Source organism: Clavibacter capsici, from assembly GCF_001280205.1.
GTDB lineage: Bacteria > Actinomycetota > Actinomycetes > Actinomycetales > Microbacteriaceae > Clavibacter > Clavibacter capsici.
Genome location: NZ_CP012573.1, coordinates 2,301,715 through 2,326,761, shown reverse-complemented (window position 1 = coordinate 2,326,761; position 25,047 = coordinate 2,301,715). Strand labels below are relative to the sequence as shown.

Here is a 25,047-nt window from a genome sequence, read left to right as displayed (position 1 = left end):
CGACGGGCGCCGGTCCCCGACGGGATCGGCGCCCGTCGGCGTCGGTGCGGCGCGGCGGCTACAGGCCCGGCGCCGTCATCCGCAGCACGTCGAGGCCCGCATCGAGCTGCTCCTCGGTGATCTCGCCGCGCTCGACGTAGCCGAGGTCGACCACCGCCTCGCGGACGGTCATCTTCTGCGCGACCGAGTGCTTGGCGATCTTGGCCGCCGCCTCGTAGCCGATGATGCGGTTGAGCGGCGTGACGATCGACGGCGACGACTCCGCGAGGGCACGCGCGTGCTCCTCGTTGACGCGGAGGCCCTCGACGGTCTTGTCGGCCAGGAGGCGCGTGGAGGAGGCGAGGATGCGGATCGACTCGAGCAGCGACGAGCCCATGACCGGGATCGCGACGTTCAGCTCGAACAGGCCGGAGGCGCCCGCCCACGCGACGGTGGCGTCGTTGCCGATGACGCGCGCGCAGACCATGAGCACGGCCTCGGGGATGACCGGGTTGACCTTGCCGGGCATGATCGAGGAGCCGGGCTGGAGGTCGGGGATGTGCAGCTCGCCGAGGCCCGTGTTCGGGCCCGAGCCCATCCAGCGGATGTCGTTGCAGATCTTGGTGAGGCTCACCGCGAGGGTGCGCAGCGCGCCGGACGCGTCGACGAGGCCGTCGCGCGCGCCCTGCGCCTCGAAGTGGTCGAGCGCCTCGGTGACGGGGAGGCCGGTGTCCTCCGCGAGGACCTGGATCACCTTCTGCGGGAAGCCGACGGGCGTGTTGATTCCCGTGCCGGTGGCGGTGCCGCCGAGCGGGACCTCCGCGACGCGGGGGAGGGCGGTGCGCACGCGCTCGATGCCGAGGCGGACCTGGCGCGCGTAGCCGGCGAACTCCTGGCCGAACGTGACCGGGGTCGCGTCCATGAGGTGCGTGCGACCCGCCTTGACGAGCCCCTTCCACGCGTCGGCCTTCGTCTCGAGCGCCTCCGCGAGGTGCTCGAGGGCGGGGATCAGCTCGGCGAGGAGCGCGCCCGTGACGGCGACGTGCACCGAGGTGGGGAAGACGTCGTTCGACGACTGCGACGCGTTGACGTGGTCGTTCGGGTGCACGGGCTTGCCGAGCGACGCCGTGGCGAGGGCCGCGAGGACCTCGTTCATGTTCATGTTCGAGCTCGTGCCGGAGCCCGTCTGGTACACGTCGATCGGGAAGTGCTCGTGGTGGGATCCGCCCGCCACCTCGTCGGCGGCGGCCACGATCGCGGCCGACACGTCGGCGTCGACGATGCCCATCTCGCCGTTCACGATCGCGGCGGCGCGCTTGATCCGGGCCAGCGCCTGGATCTGCGCGGGCTCGAGCCCGCGGCCGGAGATGGGGAAGTTCTCGACGGCGCGCTGCGTCTGGGCGGCGTACAGGGCGTCCTTCGGGACCCGCACCTCGCCCATCGTGTCGTGCTCGATGCGGAACGCGTCCGCGCCGCTCGTCTCGGTTCCGGGGGAAGTGTCGACCACGCTGTTTCTCTCTCCTTCGGGACGGGTGATGCACCCGGGCCGCCTCGGCCGCGGGGGTCTGCGGGTCAGCGCGGACGGCTCCTCTAGCGAGGGATGTCGCCCACGATGACGTCGGGCACCGCGGTGCCCTCGAGGAGCTTGTAGTTGGCGCCGACGATGGCCAGGCTACCGGCCGCCACCTTGTCGGAGATCATCTCGGAGGCCTCGAGCATGCGGGTCACGGTGCCGCGCAGGTGCTGGCGGCCGACCTCGCCGGCGTCGACCTCGCTGGGCACGACGTGGTCGCCCGCGACGCGGTGCACGGCGGGCGCGATGGGCGCGATGAGGTTCGCGATGTGCGGCGGCAGCGCCTCGGCGCCGGGCGCGGCGCTCTCGATGGCGGCGCGCACGGCGCCGCACTCGTCGTGCCCGAGCACCACGATCAGCGGCACGCCCAGCACGCCGACGGCGTACTCGAGGCTGCCGAGCACGGAGTCGGAGATGATCTGGCCGGCGTTGCGGATCACGAAGAGGTCGCCGAGGCCCTTGTCGAAGATGATCTCGGCCGCGAGGCGCGAGTCGCTGCAGCCGAAGAGCGCGGCCACCGGGCGCTGCACGTGCGCGAGCGCGGCGCGGCGCTCGACGTCCTGGCGCGGGTGCTGGGGCGTGCCGGCGACGAAGCGCGCGTTGCCCTCGACCATCTCCGCCCACACCGCGGCGGGCGCCTGCACGGCGTCGTCCTGCACGGTGTCCTCCTGCGCGGTCTCGACCTGGTCCGTCATCCCTCGTTCCCCTCTTCCGGTGCGATGGTGCTGGTGGTGCCGTCGGCGGGCGACGGCGTCGGCGTCGCGTCCGCCGGGGTGGCGCGCGCGGCGGCGACCGCCTCGATCGCGGTGCGCAGCTCGTTGGCGTCGGCCGTGCCGTAGATCGCGTACGTGCTGTCGCCGTCGACGGCGCTCGCGGCGAGCACGACGTTGCCGGGCTCCTCCGCCCGCGAGTTGTCGTACAGGGTCCACTCGAGGCCGCCGATCTCCTCGGAGCTCACCTCGGGCGCCGACTGCAGCGTCTCGTCGAGCCACGTGGGGTTCGCGTCGATGCCCTGCGAGATCCCGACGTAGCGGTTGCTCGGCGTGATGAGCCCGATGTACCAGACGGCCACGCCGTCGCGTCCGGCCGGGCGGATCTCCGCGTCGTTGCTCTTCCACGCGTTCGGCAGGTCGGGCACCACGAGCGTCTGCGGGAAGCCGCCCTGGGCCTCGGCCGCCGCGGCGCCGTAGTCGACGTCGGGCAGGATCGTGGTGTTCGAGCGGGGGACCAGCGCGACGATGACCGCGACGGTCGCGACCGTGACGAGCAGCGAGTAGAGCAGGTTGCGGAAGGTCTGCTTGGCGCGGTGGCGGCGGGAGTCGGCGGCCTTGCGGGCGGCGGTCTCCTCGGGCGTCTCGGGCCGGCCGAGCTCGGCGACGACGTTCGGGGTGCGGGGCTTCGCCACGGTCAGCCGGCGTCGGACGCGGCGGTCGTGCGCGCGGCGTCGAGGCGCGCCTTGGCCCCGAGCAGCCACTCCTCGCAGCGGGCCGCGAGGGCCTCGCCGCGCTCCCACAGGGCGATCGACTCCTCGAGCGTGGACGTGCCCTGCTCGAGGTCGTTGACGACGCGCACCAGGGCGTCGCGCGCCTCCTCGTAGCTGAGCTCGGAGACGTCGGGCAGGCGCGAGCCGGTGTCGGCGGGGCTGGTGGGCATGGGGGAGATCCTAGCTTTCCGTGCCGGACGCGGGCCGGGCGTCGGGTGCGGGGGAGGCGGGCAGCCGCGCGGCCGACGACGGGATGTCGTCTGTGGGGCCGGTGGAGGTGGCGCCGAGCGCGCCTGCTGCGAGGCGGAGCACGAGGCCGGTGCCGTCGGGGGCGTCCGCGGGGGTGCGGAGCGCGGATCCGTCGGCCGTCTGCACGATGGCGTAGCCGCGGTCGAGCACGTGCTGCGGCGAGAGCGTGCGCAGCTGCCGGGAGAGCTCGCTCGTCTGCTGCATCCCGCGCTCGACGACGCGGCCGGCGAGCTCCGCCGAGCGCGCGATGTAGCGGCCGAGCTCCTCGGCGCGCGAGTCGACGATCCACGCCGTGCTCGTGAGCACGGGCCGCGAGCGGAGCTGCTCGATGCGGTCGATCTCGCCGCGCACCTGGCTGGTGAGCCGCATGCCGATGCGGGCGCGCGCCTGCTGCACGCGGGAGAGCTCCTCGGAGACGTCGGGCACCACGCGCTTCGCGGCGTCGGTGGGGGTGGAGGCGCGGAGGTCCGCCACGTCGTCGAGCAGCGGCCGGTCGGCCTCGTGGCCGATGGCGCTGACGAGCGGGGTGCGGCACGCGGCCGCCGTGCGCACGAGCTGCTCGTCGCTGAAGACGAGGAGGTTCTGGAAGTCGCCGCCGCCGCGCGCGACGACGATGACGTCGACCTCGGGATCCTCGTCGAGCACCCCGATGGCGCGCGTCACCTCGCCCGCGGCCCGGTCGCCCTGCACCGCGGTGTGCACGACGCGGAAGCGGACGCTCGGCCAGCGCAGCTGGGCGTTGCGGAGCACGTCCTTCTCGGCGTCGGAGTCCTTGCCCGTGATGAGGCCGATGCAGCCGGGGAGGAACGGCAGGCGGCGCTTGCGGTCGGCGTCGAACAGGCCCTCGGCGCGCAGCGTCTGACGCAGGCGCTCCAGCCGCTCGAGCAGGTCGCCGAGGCCGACGTGGCGCATCTCCAGCACCTGCATCGTGAGCGTGCCGCCCTTGACCCAGTAGTTCGGCTTCACGAGCGCGACGACGCGGGCGCCCTGGCCGAGGTCGGCCGGGATCTTCGCGCGCACCGACGACCAGACGGTGAAGCTGATGGTGGCGTCGACGTCGAGGTCCTTGAGCTTCCCGTAGACGTTGCCGCCGGATCCGCCCCACTGGGTGATCTCGCCCTCGACCCAGGCGGTGCCGAGCCGGTCGATCCAGCCCTTGACCTTGCCGGAGAGCACCGAGACGGGCCACGGCGCGTCGACCGTGGGGGCGCCGGCAGCGGGCATCGACACCGTGCGCGTCTCGCTCATCCGTCCACCCCGCTCGACGCCCAGATCCGGCGCATACAATTGACCACGTGACTACAGCGACCACTGACCAGCGACTCGTGGGAGCACCCGTCGTCAGCCTGTCGATGCCGCGGATGCCCGGCGTCCGCAACAGGCTCAAGGATAACCCGGTGGCAGGACCCAAGAAGGTCCTGCTCGCCGCTCCCCGGGGCTACTGCGCCGGCGTCGACCGCGCGGTCGTGGCCGTCGAGAAGGCGCTCGAGCGCTACGGCGCACCCGTCTACGTGCGGAAGCAGATCGTCCACAACGTGCACGTCGTCTCGACGCTCGAGCGCATGGGCGCGATCTTCGTGGAGGAGGTCGACGAGGTCCCCGAGGGCGCCCACGTCGTCTTCAGCGCGCACGGCGTCTCGCCGGCCGTGGTGCAGGGCGCCGCTGACCGCGGGCTCCAGGCCATCGACGCGACCTGCCCCCTCGTCACCAAGGTCCACCGCGAGGCCGTGCGCTTCGCCAAGGCCGACATGCAGATCCTCCTCATCGGCCACGAGGGCCACGAGGAGGTCGAGGGCACCGCGGGCGAGGCGCCCGAGCAGACCATCGTCGTCAACTCCCCGGAGCACGCCGACGTCATCGAGGTCAAGGACCCCGACAACCTCGTCTGGCTCTCGCAGACCACGCTCTCGGTCGACGAGACGATGGAGACGGTCCGCCGCCTCCGCGCCCGCTTCCCCAACCTGCAGGACCCGCCGAGCGACGACATCTGCTACGCCACGCAGAACCGCCAGGTCGCGATCAAGAAGGTCGCGGTCGACGCCGACCTCGTCATCGTCATCGGATCCGCGAACAGCTCCAACTCCGTGCGCCTCGTCGAGGTCGCCCTCGAGTACGGCGCCAAGGCGTCCTACCGGGTCGACTACGCGTCCGAGGTCAAGCAGGAGTGGCTCGACGGCGTGCAGACGGTCGGCGTCACGAGCGGCGCGTCCGTGCCCGAGGTCCTCGTGCAGGAGCTGCTCGACGACCTGGCCGACGCCGGCTACGGCGACGTCACCGCGGTCGTCACGGCCGAGGAGGACCTCGTCTTCTCGCTCCCCAAGGAGCTGCGCAAGGACCAGTCCGGCAACACGGACTCCCGCGCCATCGGCGGGCGCACCCGCGCGTGAGCGACGACGACGGCACGCGCCGTCCCGGGCGACCCGCGCCCCGCTACGGCGAGTACGCGGCGTCGTCCTCGTCGGACGCGAGCGGGTCGTCGGAGCTCTCCGAGGCGGATGCGCGGATCGTCGCCGAGGCGGCCGAGTACCGCCGTGCCCAGGCCGAGCGCGACGCCCCGGCGTCCACCGGCCGTGGCGCCAAGAAGGGCGGGAAGCCCGCCGCCCCGCAGACGCTCGCCGAGCAGATGGCGGATGAGCGGAAGGCCGCGCGCGAGCGCATGCTCGCCGAGCGCCGCGAGGCCGAGAAGGCCGCGGAGGTCGCGCGCCGCGAGGCCCGTCGCGCGCCGGCCGTGAAGCCGCCCGCGGATCCTGCGGGAGCGTCGTCACCGGGCGCGGCTCCCCGCCCGGAGCGGCCCGCCTACCTCCCGGGCCAGGACGCGCGTCGCGCGCCGCGCCGCTTCGACGCCGCCATCACGATCGGCCTGCTCGCGGCCGGCCTCGTGAACGTGGCCGGCAGCATCGGCTCGAACGCGGATCCGTCGCGCGCCATCAACCAGTCCTACGCGCTCTTCGGCGGCGGCACGTACACCGTGACGCCGCAGACCTCGGTGATCGGCATCGCGGTCAACGTCGTGAACGTCGTCGTCTTCGTGCTCGCGGCGTGGATCGCGCTCGAGCTCGTGAAGCGCAAGCGCGTGGCCTTCTGGGTCCCCATCGCCGGCGCCGTGGTCGCGACCGTGATCACCACCGCCCTGGTGCTGAGCCTCATCGTGGCCGACCCGACGTTCCAGCAGATCATGTCGCGCGGGGGTCCCTGAGGCCCGCGTCCTCCTCCTGCACGCACGACGGCGGGGCCGGTCCTGGTGGACCGGCCCCGCCGTCGTGTGCGCTGCGCCTGCGCGCGAGCGCCAGCGCGAGCGCTAGCTCTGCGACTTGCCGTGCGAGCCGAGCTGGCGCGTGGCCTCGACGACGCGGGCGGCCATGGCCGACTCCGCCGTCTTGCCCCAGGCGCGGGGGTCGTACGTCTTCTTGTCGCCGACCTCGCCGTCGACCTTGAGGAAGCCGTCGTACTTGCGGAGCACCGAGTCGGCGATGGAGCGGCTGAACGCGTACTGCGTGTCGGTGTCGATGTTCATCTTCACGACGCCGTTGCGCACGGCCTCCGCGATCTCGTCGTCGGAGGAGCCGGATCCGCCGTGGAAGACGAGGTCGAACGGCTTCTCGCTCGTGCCGTACTTCGACTGGATGCCGTCCTGGATCTCCTTCAGGAGCGACGGGCGCAGCTGCACGCCGCCCGGCTTGTACACGCCGTGCACGTTGCCGAAGGTGAGCGCGGCCATGTAGCGGCCCTTGTCGCCGAGGCCGAGGGCCTCGACCGTGGAGATGGCGTCCTCGAGGGTCGTGTAGAGGTGCGAGCCGGTGTCGTGGCTGACGCCGTCCTCCTCGCCGCCGACGACGCCGATCTCGACCTCGAGGATCGCGTTGATCGCCTTCATGCGGGGGAGCAGGTCCGTCGCGATGTCGAGGTTCTCGTTGAGCGGGATGGCCGAGCCGTCCCACATGTGCGACTGGAAGATGGGGTTGCGGCCCGCGCGGACCTCCTCCTCGCTGGCCTCGATCATCGGGATGACGAAGCCGTCGAGGGCGTCCTTCGGGCAGTGGTCGGTGTGGAGCGCGACGGTGATGGGGTAGTTCTTGGCGACCTCGGTGGCGAAGCGCGCGAACGCGAGAGCGCCGGCCGCGCGGTTCTTCACGGTGTGGCCGGAGAAGTAGTCGGCGCCGCCCGTGGTGACCTGGATGATGCCGTCGGAGCCGGCCTCGGTGAGCCCCTGGAGGACCGCGTTGATGGTCTGCGACGACGAGACGTTGACGGCCGGGTAGGCGAAGCCGCCGGACTTGGCGCGATCCAGCATCTCGGCGTACTGCTCGGGGGTTGCTACGGGCATGGTGCATCTCCTTCGGCGGATCCACGGCGACGCCGTGCGGCTGTCGCGGGATCCTCGTCGGCCGGTGGGAGGTGAGTCCCAGCGGCCGGGCCCCGCGTGCTCGCCACTCTACCCAGCGGGCGTGTCCGCGGCCCGGGACGCGGGACGCGTGAACTCGTCGGCCGTGAGCTCGCGCGCGGTGGCCTCGAGCGGCTCGAGCGTCCCGATGACCTTGGACTCGTCGAGCCGGGTGAGGCGGCGCGCGGTGGGGAGCACCTGGCGTTCCAGGGATCCGACGACGCGGTTGTAGTCGCCCACCGCGCCCGTGAGCGAGCGCCCGAGCTTGGCGATGTGCTCGCCGCTCGTGGCGAGGCGCGCGTGCAGCTCGCGGCTGAGGTCGAAGAGCTGCTTCGCGTCCTCGGTGAGCACCTCCTGCTGCCAGCTGAACGCGACGGTCTTGAGCACCGACCACAGCGTCACAGGCGAGGAGAGCGCCACCCGGCGGGAGAACGCGAACTCCATGATGCTCGGATCCGCCTCCAGCGCCGACGAGACGAGCGACTCGCTCGGGATGAACGCGATGACCATCTCGGGGCTCGCGTCGAGCCCCTCCCAGTAGGCGCGGCTGCCGAGCGCCGTGATGTGGTCGCGCACCGCCTGCACGTGCTGCTTCATCAGCGCGTCACGTCGGGCGCCCTCGGGCCCGGTGGCGGAGGCGGGGATGGCGCTCGCCTCGAGGTACGCGGTGAACGGCGCCTTCGCATCCACCGCGATGTGCTTGCCGCCCGGCAGGTGCACGACCATGTCGGGCCGGCCGACGCCCTGCGCGGTGGAGACGGAGGTCTGCACGTCGAAGTCGACCCGGTGGATGAGGCCGGCCGCCTCGACGACGCTGCGCAGCTGCGTCTCGCCCCACACGCCGCGCGTGCTGTTGGAGCGGAGCGCGGACGCGAGCGTCTCCGCGGTGGCGCGCAGCCGCTCCTCCGCCTCGGTGGCGCTCCGCAGCTGCTCGCTCAGCTCGCCGTGCTGCTGGCGGCGCTGCTCCTCGAGCTCGTGCACCTTCGCCTGCACCTGCTTGAGGCTCTCGGCGACGGGGCTGAGGGCGGTGAGCACGCGGCCGTCCTCCTCGGTGCGGGCGACCTCGGCGCGCTGGATCTCGCGCAGCCGGGTCTGGAGCTCCGCGATGCGATCCTCCTGCTGGCCGATCTGCTCGCGGAGGTGGGACTCCTGCGCGTCGAGCCGCTCGCGGTGCAGCGCGTCCTGCGTCTGCGCGCGCTCGGCGAACTGCGCCGTGGTCTGGGCGACCTGCTCCTCGGCCAGCCGCTCCGTGCGATCCAGCTGCTCGCGCAGCGCCGTGACCGTGGCCTCCGCGGCGGCGAGTCGCGCGGCCTCGCCCGCGCTGCCCGGCGCATCCACCCCCGAGCGGGCGCGCGACACCGCGAGCCCGACCACCGCGCCCACGGCCAGGCCGATGACGAGGCCGACGAGCAGGGCGATGACGGGATCCATGCGTGCAGTGTGCCAGCGGCCGCCGACACGGGCGGGACGCCGGGCGGGCGCCCGAGGGACGGATCCGGCGGGGCGCGCCTGGGGAGGATCAGGCCCAGTCGATGGGCGGCGTCGCCGCGGCAGACGCCTGCGTGACGGTCTGCGTGCGCGGGGCGCCGATGCGTCCGAGGCCGACGCCCGCCGCCTCCGCCAGCCCCGCGATCGACGCGGCGCCGTGACGACCGGCGGCGTGCACGACGATCGCGGCGCAGGCCCGCGCGTCGGCCAGCGCCTCGTGGTGCGAGAAGTCCTCGAAGCCGGCCGCCCGCGCGGCCACCGGCAGCCGGTACGAGTCGAGCGTGTACGTGCGGCGCGCGACCTGGAGGCTGCAGAGGTAGGAGTACGGCGGCGGGATGAGCGCGGTCGCCTTGCACGCGCCCTGGATCACGCCCATGTCGAAGCGCGCGTTGTGGGCCACGAGGTGGTCGTCGCCCGCGAAGGCCATGAGGCGCGGCAGCTGGTCGGCCCAGCCGTCGGCGCCGGCGACGTCGTCCTCGACGATGCCGTGGATCCGCGTGTTCCAGACCGAGAAGGCGTCGTGCCCCGCGGGCGGCCGGATGAGCCACGAGGCGGTCTCGACCACGACGCCGTCGCGGACCTTCACGAGACCCACCGAGCACGCGCTCGCCGACGAGTTGTTGGCGGTCTCGAAGTCGATCGCGGTGAAGTCCAACGGCATGGGTTCGAGTGTTCCACGCACGACCGACGCCGGATTCCGGAGAGCCCGCGCCCGCCCGGGTCGGGGGAGGAGCCGGCCCGCCCCGTACGATGGACTCCCGTGGCTCTCACTATCGCGATCGTCGGTCTCCCCAACGTCGGCAAGTCGACGCTCTTCAACGCCCTGACCAAGAACCAGGTGCTCGCCGCGAACTACCCGTTCGCGACGATCGAGCCGAACGTGGGCGTGGTGAACCTGCCGGACCCGCGCCTCGAGGTGCTCGCCGGCCTCTTCGGCTCCGAGCGGATCCTGCCCGCCCCCGTCTCCTTCGTCGACATCGCGGGCATCGTCCGCGGCGCGAGCGAGGGTGAGGGCCTCGGCAACCAGTTCCTCGCGAACATCCGCGAGGCCGACGCCATCGCGCAGGTCGTCCGCGGCTTCGAGGACGAGGACGTCGTGCACGTCGACGGCCGCGTGGACGCCGCGAGCGACATGGAGACCATCAACACCGAGCTGATCCTCGCCGACCTGCAGACCCTCGAGCGCGCCGAGCCGCGCTACGAGAAGGAGCTGAAGACGAAGCGCATCGAGCCGATCGTGCTCGAGACCGCGAAGGCCGCGCGCGAGTGGCTCGACTCGGGCAAGCCGCTGTCGGCGTCGAAGATCGACCTCGAGCCCGTCCGCGAGCTCGGCCTGCTGACCGCGAAGCCCTTCATCTACGTGTTCAACGTCGACGAGCAGGTGCTCGGCGACAAGGGCAAGCTCGCCGAGCTGGCCGCCCTCGTGGCGCCCGCGCAGGCCGTGTTCCTCGACGCGAAGATCGAGTCGGAGCTCATCGAGCTCGACCCCGAGGACGCCGCCGAGATGCTCGCGAGCACCGGCCAGGAGGAGTCGGGCCTCGACCAGCTCGCCCGCATCGGCTTCGAGACCCTCGGCCTGCAGACCTACCTGACGGCGGGCCCGAAGGAGACGCGGGCCTGGACCATCGGCCGTGGCTGGAAGGCCCCGCAGGCGGCCGGCGTGATCCACACCGACTTCGAGAAGGGCTTCATCAAGGCCGAGGTCATCTCCTACGACGACCTGGTCGAGACCGGCTCCATCGCCGAGGCGCGCTCCAAGGGCAAGGCCCGCATCGAGGGCAAGGAGTACGTCATGCAGGACGGGGACGTTGTGGAGTTCCGGTTCGGAGGAACCTCGGGGGCCGGAAGCAAATGATGAAACATTCCCGTCTGGTGCTGTCCGCGCGGGGCAGGGACGTGTAATCGATGGTCAATGAGCGCGTCACTGAGGACCTGGTGGAGACCAGCCTTCGCGAGCTGGGCTACTACGACGATCCGGACGACATCGTCGTCGAGAAGCAACAATCGCTTGTGCAGGAAATACGAAAAGGTCTTTCCAGGGCATCGAAGACTGGCAAGGGCAAGGCCGCCGGTTATCCCGAGTTCATCATCACGGCGCCGGCCACGCCAGACATGGTCGTGCTGATCGAATGCAAGGCTGATGTTAGGCAGCACGAGTCGGCCAACCGCGATCTGGCGCGAGACTACGCCGTCGACGGCGTGCTCCACTACGCCAGATATCTATCGCCAGCTTACACGGTCATCTCAATCGCGGTATCTGGTACATCTCAGTCAAACGAGTGGTCATTCTTTGTCACGCCGAAAGGATCGTCTCAGGAACATGACCTTGTTTCGGCCACCGGTGCGCCGGTTGCTGCCTTAATCGGGTTGAGCGACTTAATCGCCGCCGCATCGTTTGACCCGCGAGTCCAGCGTCAGCGCGAGCGAGATCTCATTGCGTTTTCCATGGAGATGCACGAATTCATGCGCGACGAGGCTGAGCTCGAAGAGAAGGAGAAGCCTCTAGCGGTCGCCGGGACGCTGATCGCGCTGAAGGACCAGATCTTCGCGAAGACGTACGACTCGTATCCCGCGAGTGAGCTTCCGGAGTTCTGGATTCAGTCGATCAAGCGCGTCATCCGCGAGGCAAAACTGCCGGTCGCAAAGCTCGAGAACATGACTCAGCCGTTCACTGGAATCCAGGTTCACCCGGAGTTGCGCAAGCCCACGAAGGGCTACCCCAAAGGCGTGCTCAACGAAATTGTCTCCATGCTTGCCGAAAAAGTCATGCCATTCCTGACTATCTACCACGACTTCGACGTCGTCGGTGCGTTCTACGGCGAGTTTTTAAAATACACCGGTGGCGACGGTAAGGGCTTAGGTATCGTCCTCACGCCACGCCACGTGACCGAGTTATTCGGCCTGATCGCCAACGTCAGCAAGGAAGACAAGGTCCTCGACATCTGCGCCGGCACGGGCGGTTTCCTAATATCGTCAATGGTTCAGATGGTTAAGACGGCTACGACCGAGGCCGAAGTGCTTGACATCAAGCAGAACCGTCTAATTGGCGTCGAGCAGAATCCGAGCATGTACGCTCTTGGCGCATCTAATATGATCCTGCGCGGTGATGGCAAGGCGAACCTCTACCAGGGGTCATGCTTCGACACCGCAATCGCGAAGGGCGTGAAGGAGCACAAGGCCAACATAGGCATGGTCAATCCGCCCTACGCGAAATCAAAAGAGGACCTCCACGAGCTACGATTCGTCGAACAGATGCTCGACAGCCTTGAGAAAGGCGGGACCGGCATTGCAATTGTGCCCGTCTCGTGCGCGACGGGCTCGAGCGTCCTTAAGAAAAACCTGCTGAAGAAGCACACGCTTGAGGCTGTCATGTCGATGCCGCCCGAGCTGTTCTACCCGGTGGGTGTCATCACCTGCATCATGGTGTTCACCTCTGGCGTTCCGCACGCAAAGTCTGACCGCAAGACCTGGTTCGGTTACTGGCGTGACGACAACTTCAGCAAGGTCAAGAACCTTGGCCGAGTGGACAAGGACCACACCTGGCCGGACGTGCGAAATCGCTGGATCGAGATGTTCCGCAACCGCGAGGTCCACCCAGGCCAGGCTGTGATGCAGACGGTCGGTGCCGACGCCGAGTGGGTTGCCGAGGCTTATATGGAGACCGACTACTCGCGCCTCGCGCGCTCCGATCTCGAGAAGGTGCTGCTCGACCACGCCCTCTTTGTTCTGAGGGGTGAAGTCGGTCCCGATGAAAGCGCCGACGAGTGAAGCGTCTCGACGAGGTCTTCGACTTACGGTACGGGCATTCACTCGAACTCAACGGGCTGCAGCGGGTCTCGGCCCCTGACGGCGTCAACTTCGCTTCTCGAGCTATGGGCAACAATGGAATTACGGCGCGGGTGCTGACCACAGCAACGCCTGGAGTCCCGGGGGAAATCACGGTGGCGCTCGGTGGCAACGGGGTGTTGTCATCCTTCGTGCAGCCGGAGCCGTTCGTGTGCGGCCGGGACGTCATGATCCTTACCGCCAAGGATTCGACCATGACCACGGTCGAGAAACTCTGGTGGTGCCGGTGCATCTGGGAGAATCGGCACAAGTTCTCTTACGGGCGGCAGGCGAATCGCACGCTCGGTTCTCTACCCGTACCAGACGCAGTGCCAGGCTGGGTCGCTCGGATGAAAATACCGACCCACGACGGCCTTTCGCGCGCAATCGCTCCAACCGTACACTTGACAGACCCCCACACATGGCCGCTCTTTGCGCTCGATAACCTGTTTACGGTCAGGAAGGGCAGCCGAGTCACTAAGGCTCAGCGCACGCCCGGCTCTACGCGCTTCATCGGAGCGTCAGAGAAGAATAATGGCATCACAGACATGTGTGATCTGGCGCCGACTTTCCCGCCCCACTGCCTGACGGTGCCGTACAACGGCAACTCGGTCGGGATCGCCTTCTACCAAGATCAGCCGTTCTTTGCTTCTGACGACGTGCAGGTTCTGATTCCGAGGCAGGATGCGACTCGGTGGGCGCTCTTGTTCGTGGCTGCGTTGATCCGGTTCGAGCGGACTCGTTTCAGCTACGGCTACAAGTGGAACATGGCTCGGATGAAGAAGACCGGGATCCGTCTACCTGCCCTCGATTCGGGGGAGCCCGATTGGGACTATATGGATGCCACGATGCGCGGCCTACCGTTTTCGGCCGCGGTTGCTTCGCGCATTGGCGATGTTCGGAGCGACGACGAGGAGCTTTCGGCCGCGCTGACCGCCTAACGCCTGCCGCAGATAGGAGATGCTCGGCGTGGTCACTTCTCCGCCGCCCTGGCCCTTTTGTCACTGTGCAAAGGAGACTCGGGCTTGCACCATCGGGAAGGGCTCGAAGGCCCAGCAGGCGCCCGGCGTAATCCACGCCGACTTCGAGAAGGGCTTCATCAAGTCCGACGTCATCTCCTACGACGACCTGGTCGAGACCGGCTCCATCGCCGAGGCGCGCTCTAAGAGCAAGGCTGGCATGGAGGGCAAGGTGTACGTCGCGCAAGACGGCGACGAGGTGGTGCTCTGCCACAGCTAGGCATTTGGCGTGCCAACATGTGCAACACGCCCCGCGAGGGACCTCCCGCAGAAGTTTCGGGCGCATAGGAAGCGGGCCAGCACATGTCGTAATTTAGATCGGGCGCTGTTTCAGAACATTCGGCGATTGCGCATTGCCCATGTATCAACGTGCACTTATTGAAGTGTTGAGAATAGCTTGTTATGCCGCCGGCTCATGGTGTAAGCTCCGCGTTTCTCAATCGGGACTCGATGCCGCCTCGACCGCCCGCATGACTTTGAACGATTCAAACGCACTTATGAGAATGGCATTGTCGGGCATTCCGCCATCGGGAAGGCTTGCTTTAATCTCTAAGATATGGTCGGATTGGCATGCCATTCGGGCGGCGTTCAGTTTATTGTTTAGTGCCTGTGGCGTCAAGGCGACCAATTGTTCCAGTTCTCTGGCGCTGATAATTACGGTTGGTATTTGGGCTAAGGGTAAAGACGCGCGGACCGGAGGTAATCCGATGCCATAGTGGTCTTCGGCTGTGACCACTAGACCTATGCGAGGGAGGCCCGAATTGAGCTTCTTGTTTACCGCAGTTATGATGTCGAAGTCGTGATTCGTTCTATTCAGTTGTTCTATACCTTTACCAACTTGCCGTTGAAGGTGCTCCGCGTATTGGGGGCGGCCGAGGCGTACGGGCTCCGTAGGCCTGACGGCCTTGCATTCCACAAACACAATGACGTCGTCAAGTTGCATGAACCAGTCGATACTATCGAAGCGCGTCTTGCCGACGGTGTAGGCGACTTCTCCTTCAATTGTGCATGCTGGTAGGCTTTTGAGCTGACGACCAATGTATGCCTCAAAGACGTGACCAAGATCGGCTGCAAAGTCATCACCAAGTGCTTTCATGGCGGTGTAAAAAATAGCGTTAGGGGACACCTTGTTAACGACAGCTCTTGGGCTTGGCGTCAGGGCGTGTGATGGTCCGTTCGAAATAAAGGGCCTATTGATCAATGGGTTAAACGCATATTTAAGCATGGAGGCACCCGCGCGACTTTCGGCTTCTCTGTTTTCTTGCTTAACAGAAGCAGTATCGCTAAATAAGTGATTTCTGATTGTCGAGGTAAGCGCGTCTACCGGAAAGTCAGAGAAAATGTCCTTAATTGGCGCACGGCCTACCCACCCGAGATCGATCCGGCCCTCATTCGCCGAGGCCGCTGCGTACGCTATAAATACGGCCGCTGCGTAAGTCTCTAGGTCCACGCCGAAGCATTTCTCAAACCAAGACTCGGTCATGACTCGAGCGGGTTTTCCATCTGGCCATGGGGCGTCGGGGGAGAATAGCAGTAGTGTGCGCGCGAACGATGAGAGAACGTCAGTCTGCCAGGAAAACTGTTCTGCCATTAACCGGAGAAGTGCGCCGGTCGCTCCGGCGCTATCCCCGCAAGTGCTAGGGTCCTCGATCACGAAATGCAACTCGCAGAGGCGGGCAATGTCGTCCATAGTTGCAGCAGGCCCAGCTGGCTTTCCAAACACGACGGCCACTCTTGCGATGTCGAGGAGAGCCCATGCGGTGAATGGCCAGCTTGCGGATGCGGGGTCGCCGTTAGAGTCCAGTTCCGCCGACTTTTGCGCGCACAGCTCGAGTATTGACGTTCTATCAAACTTGCGAACCGCACTCTTATATCTAGAATAGGGAATAGATGTAAGCACGCGTTGTCTCGGAGTTGCGATCATCTATTTATGATACTCTTGACAGGAGTCGGCTGCATAGGCGTGCCGATGCTGAACAGTAATGGTGCTAAGTGCCCTGGTAATCCGACGCCTTGGCTACGGTTCATATGAAAGGCAGTGCTTGTATGTCAGATTTCGAGCTGAGTTGATTTGTTACGTCGGTCGACGGCCAAACTTTGCGAGTTGGCCGCGACGATTGACTTGCCTATCAACTACGCGCTCGTCGCTTTGTTCTACTCATTCACATACAGCCCGCCTCGTCGTGGCCGCGGTCGGACGTATTCGAGTTAGTCAGCGGCGTCAAAGGCGATTCTGGTCTGGACCGCCAGCCTTGCCGAGGAGCACTCGAAGGGCAAGGCACCCATCGAGAGCATCGAGTCCGTCGTGTGGGATCCTGTTGTTGTTGAGTTCCGGTTCAACAACTGACCGTGGGACGCGTCGCCGGTCGGCGCGGCGTGATGTCCCTGGTCGGCTAGAACAGCGGCCAGGGGACCGCCGACGACTGACCGGCGGGCGCCGGGAATCGCGACTCCGAGCGCAGGCGAGCGCACCGAGCGCGTAGCGCGTCGACTTCCCCCGCCGTCAGCAGCCCCGCTAACTCCCGCCCCAGCTTTCCATCGAGCCCCGCGAGCACCCGATCCACGCCCTCGAGCTCTTCGGCGGTCAGCGCATCCGCGACCCACCCCCACAGCACCGTGCGCAGCTTGTGGTCCTCGTGGAAGGTGAGGCCGTGGTCGACGCCGAAGCGGTGGCCGTCGGGCATGGCGAGCACGTGGAAGCCCTTGCGGTCGGCGTTGTTGACGATCACATCGAAGACGGCCATGCGGCGCAGCGCCGGGGTGTCCTCGTGGATGAGGGCGACCGTGTTGCCGTCCTCGTCCTCGCCGCCGAGGACCGTCTTGTACCCGGTCTCCGGGATCTCGGCCGCGGGGATCAGGTCGACGGCGTCCTGGTCCGGATCCTCCTCCTGCCAGAGCTGCACCATGCCCTCGCCCGCGGGGCCGTCGCGGAGCCACGTGCGCGGGACGATGCCCCAGCCGAGCGCCTCGGAGACCAGGTACGCGGCGACCTCGCGATGCGCGAGCACCGCGTCGGGGAAGTCCCACAGCGGGTTCTCGCCACGGATCGGCTTGTAGACCACGGCCACGTCGCCGATCGTCCCGAGGAACGTCGCGTTCGACGCGGTGCGGATGCGGCCGGTGACGATCAGCTCGCCGTCCAGCGGGTCCGTCTCCGACATCATTCGTCGGGGAAGGTGTGGACGTGCCCGTCGGGGTCGATGGGGTAACCGCACAGCGCGCAGATGGGGCGGCCGGCGCCCACGACCTCATGGATGCGCTTCGCGAACGCACGGGCCGCGCCGACGGGCATCCGCACCACGAGCATCTCGGTGTCGTCCGCGTCGTCGTCGGCGCCGGGGAGGTCGAAGTCGTCGCTCTCGTCGTCCTCGGCGAGGGGGTAGGCCTCGATGACGACCTGCGCCATCGACGGATCCCAACCGAGGCCCATCGCGCCGGTGCGCCAGCGCTCGTCGACGTCCTCGAGCGGGTCGTTGTCGACGAGCTCCGGGGGAGTGTTGGTGGGGACGCTGAAGGGGTTGCCCTCGACGGTGACGAGCTGGTCGAGGATCTCGTCAATCTTCTCGGCGAGCAGCGAGGACTGCTGCTTCTCCAGGGCGATCGTCACCAGCTGCGATCCGGACCGCACCTGGAAGTAGAACGTGCGCGCGCCCGGGAGGCCGATGGTGCCGACCACGGCCCGGTCGGGCCAGTCGAATTCGAGGGCTCGTGTGGGCATGCGTCCACTCTATGCGCGGGGGATCACGACGTGCTGTGCCCGGCGCCGCCGCCGACCGGCGCATCGCCCGCCGCGACGCTCGTCGCCAGCCACGAGAGGTCGCCCGCGTCGGTGTTGGTCGCGTGCACGGTGGGGCGGCCCGCGCCGTAGCGGACGATCGAGAGGGACGCGGGGCCCACGTCGATGCGCTGGAAGAGGTCGAGGTGCATGCCGTAGGCGTCGGCGAGGATCGACTTGATGACGTCGCCGTGGCTCACGGCGACCCACACCGCGCCTGGGCCGTGCTCGGCCTCGATGGCGGCGTCGTGTCGGCGGATCGCCGCGACCGCGCGCGCCTGCATGCCGGCCATGGACTCCCCGCCGGGGAACACGACCGCCGACGGGTGCGCCTGCACGGTCTTCCAGAGGTCCTCGGTGGCGAGCTCGCTGAGGGGGCGGCCCTGCCAGTCGCCGTAGTCGCACTCGGTGAGGTCGGGGTCGACGGGCTGGGCGGGCTTGGCGTGCTGCCGCTCGAGGATCCGCTGCGCGGTCTCCCAGCAGCGCTGGAGCGGGCTGGAGACGACGGCCGCCAGCGGCACCGCGGCGAGCCGGTCGCCAGCGCGGTCGGCCTGGTCGCGTCCGGTGTCGTCGAGGTCGACGCCGGGGGTGCGCCCCGCCAGGATCCCGGTCGCGTTCGCTGTGGTGCGTCCGTGCCGCACGAGGATCACTGTCGCCATGCGGCCAGCCTATGCGGGCGGCTGGCGCGCTCCCCGGGACGGGCCCGCGCCGACGGCCGGTCGGGCAGCGGGAGACCGTCGCTCAGACGCGGTCCTCCGGACGGGCGGACGCGCCCGCCGGGACCGCGACCTCCGCCTCGTCGTCCGCCGCCGCCGAATCCACCGACCCGCCGCGTGCCCGCGTCACGACGTACAGCACCAGCACCACCGCCCACGCGCCGAAGCTCAGCACGAGCTGCGGGCGGATCTCCGGATCCAGCGCCATCTGCACGAGCACGGCGACGATGCCGGCGACCGTGAGGATCGAGAGGCCCGGGAACAGCCACATCCGCACGACGAGCCCCGAGGATCCGTTGCGGCGACGCAGGACGATCTGCGAGATCGCGATGAGCAGGTAGACGATCAGGATGATCGCGCCCGAGGAGTTGAGCAGGAACAGGAAGACGGTGTCGGGGGAGACGGCCGCGGCGATCACGCAGAGGAAGCCGACCACCGACGACAGGAGGATCGCGGCGCGCGGCACGCCCCGGGACGTCACCTGCACCAGCCGCACGGGCGCCTCGCGGCGACCGGCGAGGACGAAGAGCATGCGCGACGCCGTGTAGAGGCCCGAGTTGAGGCACGAGAGCACCGCCGTGAGGACGACCGCGTTCATCACGTCGCCCGCGAACGGGATGCCCATGCGGTCGAATGCGCTCACGAACGGCGAGGCGCCGAGCTCCGTGGAATCCCAGGGGAGGATCACGGCGAGCAGGAACAGGGAGCCGACGAAGAACAGGGAGATGCGGAGGATCACCGAGTTGGTGGACTTGCGGATGGCGGTGGCTGGGTCCTTCGACTCGGCCGCGGCGATCGTCGCGATCTCCGCGCCGACCATCGAGAAGATCACGACGACGACCGAGGAGAAGATGGCGCCGACGCCGTTCGGGAAGAAGCCGCCGTGCGCCGTGAGGTTCGAGAAGTCCATCGTGCGGCCCGGCCAGATGCCCAGCACGTAGAGCCCGCCGAGGCCGAGGAACAGGATGATGGCGGCCACCTTGATCCCCGCGAACCAGTACTCGAACGCCCCGAAGGCGCCGACGGAGACGAGGTTGGTGGCGGTCATGAGCGCCATGAGGCCGAGGGAGAGCAGCCAGAGCGGGGCGTCGAACCAGTAGGTGAGCGCCTTCGCGCCGGCGACCGCCTCGAACCCGACGACGATGACCCAGAAGTACCAGTAGAGCCAGCCCATCGAGAAGCCGGCCCAGCCGCCGAGGGCGTGCCGGGCGTAGTCGGCGAACGAGCCGGTGCTGGGGTTCGCGGTCGCCATCTCGCCGAGCATCCGCATGACCAGGATGATGAGGACGCCGGAGATCGCGTAGGTGAGGAACGCGCCGGGGCCGGCGCCGTTGATCACGACGCCGGAGCCGACGAAGAGGCCCGCGCCGATCACCCCGCCGATCGCGATCATGCTGAGCTGTCGCTGCGTCAGTCCCTTGTGCAGCTGCGGTGCGGATGCCATGGAAGCCTCCGGGCGGGTCGGCGTTCGCGGGTGGGGGATCCTCCCGGTCGCGCCACGGCGGGTCGGGCCGGGAGGTCCTGAGCACGATACGCAGGGGACGGATCCGCCCGCGAAGTGTTCACATGGGCTTTACATCCGGGGGGGGGGCGGAGCACGGGCGTCGGTGGCGGCGACCGCATCCAGGCGACGATCGTGTTCGAGGCGATCGACTGACCGGCAGCGCTCGCGCCGCCCGCCTAGGCCGCTACGCCCGCCCCCGCACCGGCCGGCAGATCAGCACCGGGCACGGCGCCGAGTGCTGCACGCGGCTGGCCGTGCTGCCCAGCAGGATCGTCGTGGTGAGGCCGCGGCTGCCGGCGGCCATGGCGATCAGGTCGGCGTGGAGGTCCTCCGCGGCGCGGACGATCTCGGTCGCGGGGGAGCCGCTGCGGACGTCGCGGTGGATCCTCGGGCCCCAGCCGTCGAACACGGCCGCGACCACGTCGACCGCGACCGCCGCGTCCTTGCGGTAGCTCAGCTCCGTCTGCGCGTGCGGATGCTGCGGGCCGAGCTCGTTCGCGAAGGGCGCGGCGGCGTAGGGGCTGACGACCGCGAGCACGGTGACGTCGCGGATCTCGCGGCTGTCGGCGATGAGCTGGAACTGGCGGGCTCCCTCGAGCGACGCCCGGGATCCGTCGGTGGCGACGATCACGTGCATGGTCAGACCTCCCTGTCCGTGGGACCTGACGCGGCGACTCCGGCGGCGTCCGCGAGATCCGGCTTCTTCGCACCGAACGTCCGCTGCGCGAGGTAGAGCACGAGCCCCAGCGCGAGCAGCCCGCCGACCCACCAGAGCGCGTCCGGGTCGTCGACGAGCGTGTAGATCAGCACGGCGACGTTGCCGATGATCCCGACGATCAGGAGCGGCGTGTTCGCGCGGTAGGTGTCCGCCGTCTCGTCGTGGCCGCGGAGCTTCAGGCAGGCGACGATCACGAGCGCGTAGATGAAGAGGAGGAAGACCACGGTGATGGTGGCGAGGCGGTCGACGATGTCGAGCCGGTCGGCCTCGGGGATCCCCGCCTGGCTGGAGCGGATCGCCGCGCCGATGATGAGGAGCGCGGCCACCACGGCGCCGCCGAAGATCAGCGCCACGTAGGGGCTGCGGCGCGCGGGGTGCACCTTGGCGAAGACCGCGGGCACGACGTTCTCGCGGGCCATGCCGAAGAGGATCCGCGACTGGGCCACCACGGTCACGAGCGCGGTGTTGCTGATGGCGACCATCGCGATCACGGCGAAGACGACGAGCATGACCGCGGCGGGGATGAAGAAGAGGTCGGCCCGGATCACCTCGAGGAGCGTGTTGCCCGCCAGGTCGCCGATGGGCACGGCGAGGGCCGCGGCCATGGAGACGAGCACGTAGACGATGCCGGCGGTCATCATGCCGCCGATGAGCGCGCGGGGGAACGCGCGCGACGGGTCGACGGTCTCCTCGGCCACGTTGGCCGCGTTCTCGAACCCGGTCATGGCGAAGAACGCGAGCGAGACGCCGGCGAGCACGGCGAGCACCGCGGATCCGGGGCCGCCCTCGACCTGGAACTGGAGCAGCACGGACGGGTCGCCGACGCCCTCGACGAGCGCGATCACGCCGATGGCGACGACGATGATCAGGCCGCTGATCTCGACGAACGTCATGACCACGTTCGCGATCACCGACTCGCTGATGCCGATGAGGTTGATGAGCGTGATGACGGCCACGAACGCGACCGCGATGCCGGTGGTCGCCCAGATCGCCGACTCGGGGAGCCCGATGAGGTCGCTGAGGTAGCGCACGAAGCCGGCGGCGAGGGATCCGACCGCGGCCATGTTGGCGCTCAGCATGCAGATGGTGATGAAGAACGTGAGCACCGGGCTCCGGAACGCCTTGTTGACGTAGAGCGAGGCGCCGGCCGCCTGCGGGTACTTCGTCACGAGCTCCGCGTAGGCGAGGCCGGTGATGGTCGCGATGGAGACGCCGACGAGGAACGCCATCCAGAACGCCCCGCCCACGGCCGCGGCGACGAGGCCCACCAGCACGTAGATGCCGGACCCGAGGACGTCGCCGACCACGTAGAAGTACAGCTGCTTGACCGTGATGGAGCGCTTCAGCTCGGATCGCGGGGGTGCCTCGGCCTCGATGGGGTTCGCCATCTCCCCACCCTACGGGCGGCGCGCGGGGGGATGAAGGGCGGGGGTGCGCTCCGGCGGGGCGGCCCGGCGGGGGCGGGCGGGCGCCGGATCCGCGGATCAGTCGTCGTCGGCGATGCGCCGCAGCACCTCGATCGCGCCGCGCAGCTCGGCGTCGGTGACCGCTGGCCGTGCGCTCGCGGCGGCCGTCCGCATCCACTGGGTGCGCGCCCGGAGCCCCGCCCTCAGCAGCTGCCGGCCGGCGGGCGCGACGACCAGGTACGGGCCGTCATGGTCGGCCTCCTCCGCGAGGATCCCGCGCTGCAGCAGACCGCCGAGGCTCGGCACGAGGGCGGCGCGGGAGGTCCGTGCCCAGCCGGCGAGCGACTGGCGGTCGACGCGCATGTCCGTCGCGACGACGCGCAGCAGCTGCAGCTGGAGCCCGGTCAGGCCGTCCCAGGCGTCCACCGTCGCGGCGTCCATCCGGTCGGACACCGCCGTCAACGCGGTGATCATGTCCTGGTGCGTGCTGCGATCGTCCACGGTGCTCCTCAGACGGAGCGGTGGGGAGAGACCCGGGCGGGTCGCCTGCTTCGTACGGGGGACGCTACCGAGCAGGATCGTTCCCCGTCCATGGCAGCGGGACGACCGCCGTGTCGGCGCGTTCCCTGCCATGCTGGACGGGGTGTGTCGATCGCCCCGCGGCCGACGCCGGACGAGGAGGTCGCATGAGCGCAGCAGCAGCAGCCGACGCCGGACGGACGCGGGCATGACGCCCCGCATCCGGGCGCTCCTCCTCAGCGGGATCATCACCGGGCTGACCCTCGCCATCGTCGCGGTCGCGCGCCCGTGGACGCGCGAGGACGATCCCGACGACTGGGTCGTGCTCCGCTTCGAGGCGGGCGCGTCCGGATCCGCGTACGAGGCGTTCGAGTCCCTCGCCGCGACCGAGACGGCCGGCGACGACGCGCTGCAGCTGCTGGAGGCCGGCTGGATCGACGGCAACGAGTTCGGCGACGGCTCCTACGACGTGTACTTCGTGGGGCCGGACCGCCGGATCATGTGGGAGGTCCTCGAGCCGATCTTCGCCGATGCGCCCGTGCCGTGGACGTCGGTGGAGCTCCGCCGCGGGCTGGAGGACCAGGCGCCCGTGGTGGTGCGGGCGGGGCGCTGACCGGGCGATCCGCCCAGCCCGCCCGGCCGGTGTCGGCCCCCGCGCCTAGCGTCGGAGCATGACCCCGACCGGATCCGCCCCCTGCCGCGCCGAGGGCTGCGCGGCTCGCGTCGAGCGCGGCGCCCCCGTGCCGCTGTGCGCGGCGCACCTCGTGGCCGCGGCCGCGTGGGCGGAGCGGGCGCACGGCGTGGAGGACGTGCTGCCGTCGCCGTGCCCGGCCTGCGGATCCCGCCTCGGCGTGCGCTACCCGTCCGGCTGGCTCTGCGCGGTGTGCGAGTGGCGCCACGGGGATCACCCGGACGGGGAGCTCGCGCCGCCGCGGGTCGACGTCGTCTACTACATCCGCTTCGGCGACCGGATGAAGATCGGCACCAGCGCGAACCCCCGCCAGCGCCTCGGCACGCTCCGGCACGACGAGCTGCTCGCGTTCGAGCGCGGCGGCCGGGCGGTGGAGCGGGCGCGGCATGCGCGGTTCGCGCGGCAGCGGTACGACCGCACCGAGTGGTTCGCCCTCGACGCCGAGCTGCGCGCGCACGTGGCCGCCCTCGCGGCGGGGCAGCCGGATCCGTGGGAGCTGCTCGCGCGCTGGCGCAGCGAGGCGCTGGCGCTGCGGGTCAGCTGACGGGCGTCATCCCGCGGCGGACGCGGGCGGCGCCTCGCGCAGGTAGGCGTCCACGATGAACGGGCCGCGGATCTCGCGCAGCCGGTCGAGGAGCTGGTCGACCGTTCCGCGGGTGAGGCCCGCGACGCACAGGTCGTAGGGCCCGAGGGGCGGCAGCTTGCCCGTGCGGATGCGGATCACCTCCCAGCCGGCGGACCGCAGCGCGCGGTCCTTGCGCCGGTCGGCCTCCTCGCGGCGGCCGACGTGCTCGAGGCCGTGGCGGCCCGTGGAGTCGTACTCGATGGCGACGCGCAGCTCGGGCAGGAGGATGTCGGGCCACGCCTCGAGGTGCTCGAAGAACGGGCGGGCGAGGCGGACCGCGGTGAGGCCGGGCGTGTGCTCGAGGCGCGCGGCGAGGTCCTGGCGCAGGCGCTCCTCGACGGCGGACGCGGGCGGCGGCGCGCACGCGCTGACGAACGGCTCGCCGACGGGGAGGTCGGGCGTCTTCGCGCAGACGGCGGGGGAGCGGCGGGCGCGGGCGGGCGTCGTGGCCGAGGCGGGGGATCCGCGGCGCTCCGCCGGGCCCGTGCCCGCGGTGCCCGTGCTCTGGCCGCCCGTGCTCTGGCCGCCCGTGCTCGGGGTGCCGTCCTTGCCGCGCCGATCGCGCGCCGGGCCGCCCACCGCGGGCCGGCCGTCGCGTGCGCCCCGCCGCGGACGTGGGGACGCAGCGGCCGAGGACGGCGATGCGCCCGCCGGATCGGACGCGGATCCGCCCGCCACCGGCCCCGCCACGAGCGGCGACACCCCCGGCCAGCGCACCTGCTCCGCCATCGGCAGCACCGGCGTGCGCGGGGATGCGGCCTCCGCGCAGTCCGGGCACCACGACGAGCGGCGGCGCTCGCGGCCCGGCCGGCGCCGCTGCTCCTCGGGCGTGGCGACGAAGACGTGCCCGACGTCGCACTGCCAGGTGAGGAGGACGTCGGCCGCGGGCGGCACCTGCGTGAGCGTGATGCCGCGGTTGAGCTCGGGGTGGTACTGCCGGATGAGCACGGGGAACGACGCCCACGCCTCCCGGTAGGTGCCCTTCGGGTACGGCACGTCGAGGCCGCGCGACCAGCGGCGTCGCGCCCACCACGCATCGACCGGCTCGGGCATGCCGTCACGCTAGGGGCGACCACCGACGTCGGCGCCTAGCCTG

Annotated in this window: 24 protein-coding genes and 1 pseudogene; 8 read left to right on the top strand and 17 right to left on the bottom strand. The window is 69.5% G+C overall.

What is annotated here, in order from left to right:
• Window positions 1-58 precede the first annotated feature (58 nt).
• The 5 genes from AES38_RS10865 to xseA form a co-directional block, all read right to left on the bottom strand.
• Window positions 59-1,486 (bottom strand): class II fumarate hydratase, encoded by a 1,428-nt coding sequence (locus tag AES38_RS10865; RefSeq protein ID WP_072174637.1) that lies wholly within the window; start codon window positions 1,484-1,486, stop codon window positions 59-61.
• An 83-nt stretch (window positions 1,487-1,569) separates the two neighbouring features.
• A complete protein-coding gene (locus AES38_RS10860; RefSeq protein WP_053774992.1) occupies window positions 1,570-2,247 on the bottom strand; it encodes a carbonic anhydrase in 678 nt (225 codons plus the stop codon).
• Window positions 2,244-2,957: a DUF4245 domain-containing protein gene (locus tag AES38_RS10855; RefSeq protein ID WP_053774991.1), complete on the bottom strand. Its 714-nt coding sequence runs from the start codon at window positions 2,955-2,957 to the stop codon at window positions 2,244-2,246. Before AES38_RS10855 ends, AES38_RS10860 begins: the two co-directional genes overlap by 4 nt.
• Before the next feature lie 2 nt (window positions 2,958-2,959).
• Complete coding sequence (locus AES38_RS10850; protein ID WP_053774990.1) at window positions 2,960-3,205, bottom strand: exodeoxyribonuclease VII small subunit; 246 nt, start codon at window positions 3,203-3,205, stop codon at window positions 2,960-2,962.
• Between the two features lie 10 nt (window positions 3,206-3,215).
• Window positions 3,216-4,532 (bottom strand): exodeoxyribonuclease VII large subunit, encoded by a 1,317-nt coding sequence (gene xseA, locus AES38_RS10845; RefSeq protein WP_053774989.1) that lies wholly within the window; start codon window positions 4,530-4,532, stop codon window positions 3,216-3,218.
• Window positions 4,533-4,636: 104 nt separating this feature from the next.
• Here xseA and AES38_RS10840 point away from each other — a divergent pair, with 104 nt between their 5' ends.
• Both AES38_RS10840 and AES38_RS10835 read left to right on the top strand, forming a co-directional pair.
• A complete protein-coding gene (locus AES38_RS10840) occupies window positions 4,637-5,671 on the top strand; it encodes a 4-hydroxy-3-methylbut-2-enyl diphosphate reductase (protein WP_043674752.1) in 1,035 nt (344 codons plus the stop codon).
• A complete protein-coding gene (locus AES38_RS10835; RefSeq protein WP_053774988.1) occupies window positions 5,668-6,480 on the top strand; it encodes a DUF6264 family protein in 813 nt (270 codons plus the stop codon). The genes AES38_RS10840 and AES38_RS10835 overlap by 4 nt, the downstream gene beginning before the upstream one ends.
• Window positions 6,481-6,582: 102 nt before the next feature.
• Here the strand turns inward: AES38_RS10835 and fbaA are convergent, their stop codons facing one another.
• From fbaA to AES38_RS10820, 3 genes are all read right to left on the bottom strand, one after another.
• On the bottom strand, window positions 6,583-7,608 hold the full coding sequence (fbaA, locus tag AES38_RS10830) for a class II fructose-bisphosphate aldolase (RefSeq protein ID WP_053774987.1): 1,026 nt from the start codon (window positions 7,606-7,608) through the stop codon (window positions 6,583-6,585).
• A 108-nt stretch (window positions 7,609-7,716) separates the two neighbouring features.
• Window positions 7,717-9,096 (bottom strand): DNA recombination protein RmuC, encoded by a 1,380-nt coding sequence (locus AES38_RS10825; RefSeq protein ID WP_053774986.1) that lies wholly within the window; start codon window positions 9,094-9,096, stop codon window positions 7,717-7,719.
• Window positions 9,097-9,184: 88 nt separating this feature from the next.
• Window positions 9,185-9,814, bottom strand: coding sequence for a 3'-5' exonuclease (locus tag AES38_RS10820; protein ID WP_053774985.1), 630 nt, complete (start codon window positions 9,812-9,814; stop codon window positions 9,185-9,187).
• 99 nt (window positions 9,815-9,913) lie between these two features.
• Here AES38_RS10820 and ychF point away from each other — a divergent pair, with 99 nt between their 5' ends.
• The 4 genes and pseudogenes from ychF to AES38_RS10800 form a co-directional block, all read left to right on the top strand.
• The gene (ychF, locus tag AES38_RS10815) at window positions 9,914-11,008 is read left to right on the top strand and encodes a redox-regulated ATPase YchF (protein ID WP_053774984.1); all 1,095 of its coding nucleotides are present in this window, start codon (window positions 9,914-9,916) and stop codon (window positions 11,006-11,008) included.
• Window positions 11,009-11,058: 50 nt separating this feature from the next.
• Complete coding sequence (locus AES38_RS10810; RefSeq protein ID WP_053774983.1) at window positions 11,059-12,921, top strand: HsdM family class I SAM-dependent methyltransferase; 1,863 nt, start codon at window positions 11,059-11,061, stop codon at window positions 12,919-12,921.
• Window positions 12,918-13,919, top strand: coding sequence for a restriction endonuclease subunit S (locus AES38_RS10805; protein WP_053774982.1), 1,002 nt, complete (start codon window positions 12,918-12,920; stop codon window positions 13,917-13,919). The genes AES38_RS10810 and AES38_RS10805 overlap by 4 nt, the downstream gene beginning before the upstream one ends.
• Window positions 13,920-13,989: 70 nt before the next feature.
• Window positions 13,990-14,217 (top strand): annotated as a pseudogene (locus tag AES38_RS10800) (DUF933 domain-containing protein); the annotation flags it as partial.
• Window positions 14,218-14,433: 216 nt separating this feature from the next.
• Here AES38_RS10800 and AES38_RS15860 read toward each other — a convergent pair.
• From AES38_RS15860 to AES38_RS10765, 8 genes are all read right to left on the bottom strand, one after another.
• Window positions 14,434-15,921, bottom strand: coding sequence for a hypothetical protein (locus AES38_RS15860; RefSeq protein WP_157883527.1), 1,488 nt, complete (start codon window positions 15,919-15,921; stop codon window positions 14,434-14,436).
• A gap of 469 nt (window positions 15,922-16,390) precedes the next feature.
• Entirely contained in the window at window positions 16,391-17,158 is a 768-nt protein-coding gene (locus tag AES38_RS10795) for an SCO1664 family protein (protein ID WP_053774980.1), read from the bottom strand.
• The gene (locus tag AES38_RS10790; RefSeq protein ID WP_053774979.1) at window positions 17,158-17,715 is read right to left on the bottom strand and encodes a DUF3090 domain-containing protein; all 558 of its coding nucleotides are present in this window, start codon (window positions 17,713-17,715) and stop codon (window positions 17,158-17,160) included. The genes AES38_RS10795 and AES38_RS10790 overlap by 1 nt, the downstream gene beginning before the upstream one ends.
• A 23-nt stretch (window positions 17,716-17,738) precedes the next feature.
• Window positions 17,739-18,431: a histidine phosphatase family protein gene (locus tag AES38_RS10785; protein ID WP_053774978.1), complete on the bottom strand. Its 693-nt coding sequence runs from the start codon at window positions 18,429-18,431 to the stop codon at window positions 17,739-17,741.
• Window positions 18,432-18,513: 82 nt separating this feature from the next.
• Entirely contained in the window at window positions 18,514-19,932 is a 1,419-nt protein-coding gene (locus AES38_RS10780; RefSeq protein ID WP_053774977.1) for an amino acid permease, read from the bottom strand.
• 244 nt (window positions 19,933-20,176) lie between these two features.
• Window positions 20,177-20,629: a universal stress protein gene (locus AES38_RS10775; RefSeq protein WP_053774976.1), complete on the bottom strand. Its 453-nt coding sequence runs from the start codon at window positions 20,627-20,629 to the stop codon at window positions 20,177-20,179.
• A 2-nt stretch (window positions 20,630-20,631) separates the two neighbouring features.
• Entirely contained in the window at window positions 20,632-22,098 is a 1,467-nt protein-coding gene (locus AES38_RS10770; RefSeq protein ID WP_053774975.1) for an APC family permease, read from the bottom strand.
• A 96-nt stretch (window positions 22,099-22,194) separates the two neighbouring features.
• The gene (locus AES38_RS10765; RefSeq protein WP_053774974.1) at window positions 22,195-22,617 is read right to left on the bottom strand and encodes a hypothetical protein; all 423 of its coding nucleotides are present in this window, start codon (window positions 22,615-22,617) and stop codon (window positions 22,195-22,197) included.
• A 226-nt stretch (window positions 22,618-22,843) separates the two neighbouring features.
• Here AES38_RS10765 and AES38_RS10760 point away from each other — a divergent pair, with 226 nt between their 5' ends.
• Together AES38_RS10760 and AES38_RS10755 are read left to right on the top strand one after the other, a co-directional pair.
• Window positions 22,844-23,248 carry a hypothetical protein gene (locus tag AES38_RS10760; RefSeq protein WP_053774973.1) on the top strand — a complete coding sequence of 135 codons (405 nt, stop codon included), beginning with the start codon at window positions 22,844-22,846 and terminating at the stop codon, window positions 23,246-23,248.
• Between the two features lie 58 nt (window positions 23,249-23,306).
• Window positions 23,307-23,870: a GIY-YIG nuclease family protein gene (locus tag AES38_RS10755; RefSeq protein WP_053774972.1), complete on the top strand. Its 564-nt coding sequence runs from the start codon at window positions 23,307-23,309 to the stop codon at window positions 23,868-23,870.
• A gap of 6 nt (window positions 23,871-23,876) precedes the next feature.
• On the opposite strand, the gene AES38_RS10750 is transcribed toward AES38_RS10755, so the two are convergent.
• A complete protein-coding gene (locus tag AES38_RS10750; protein ID WP_053774971.1) occupies window positions 23,877-25,004 on the bottom strand; it encodes a zinc-ribbon domain-containing protein in 1,128 nt (375 codons plus the stop codon).
• Window positions 25,005-25,047 lie beyond the last annotated feature (43 nt).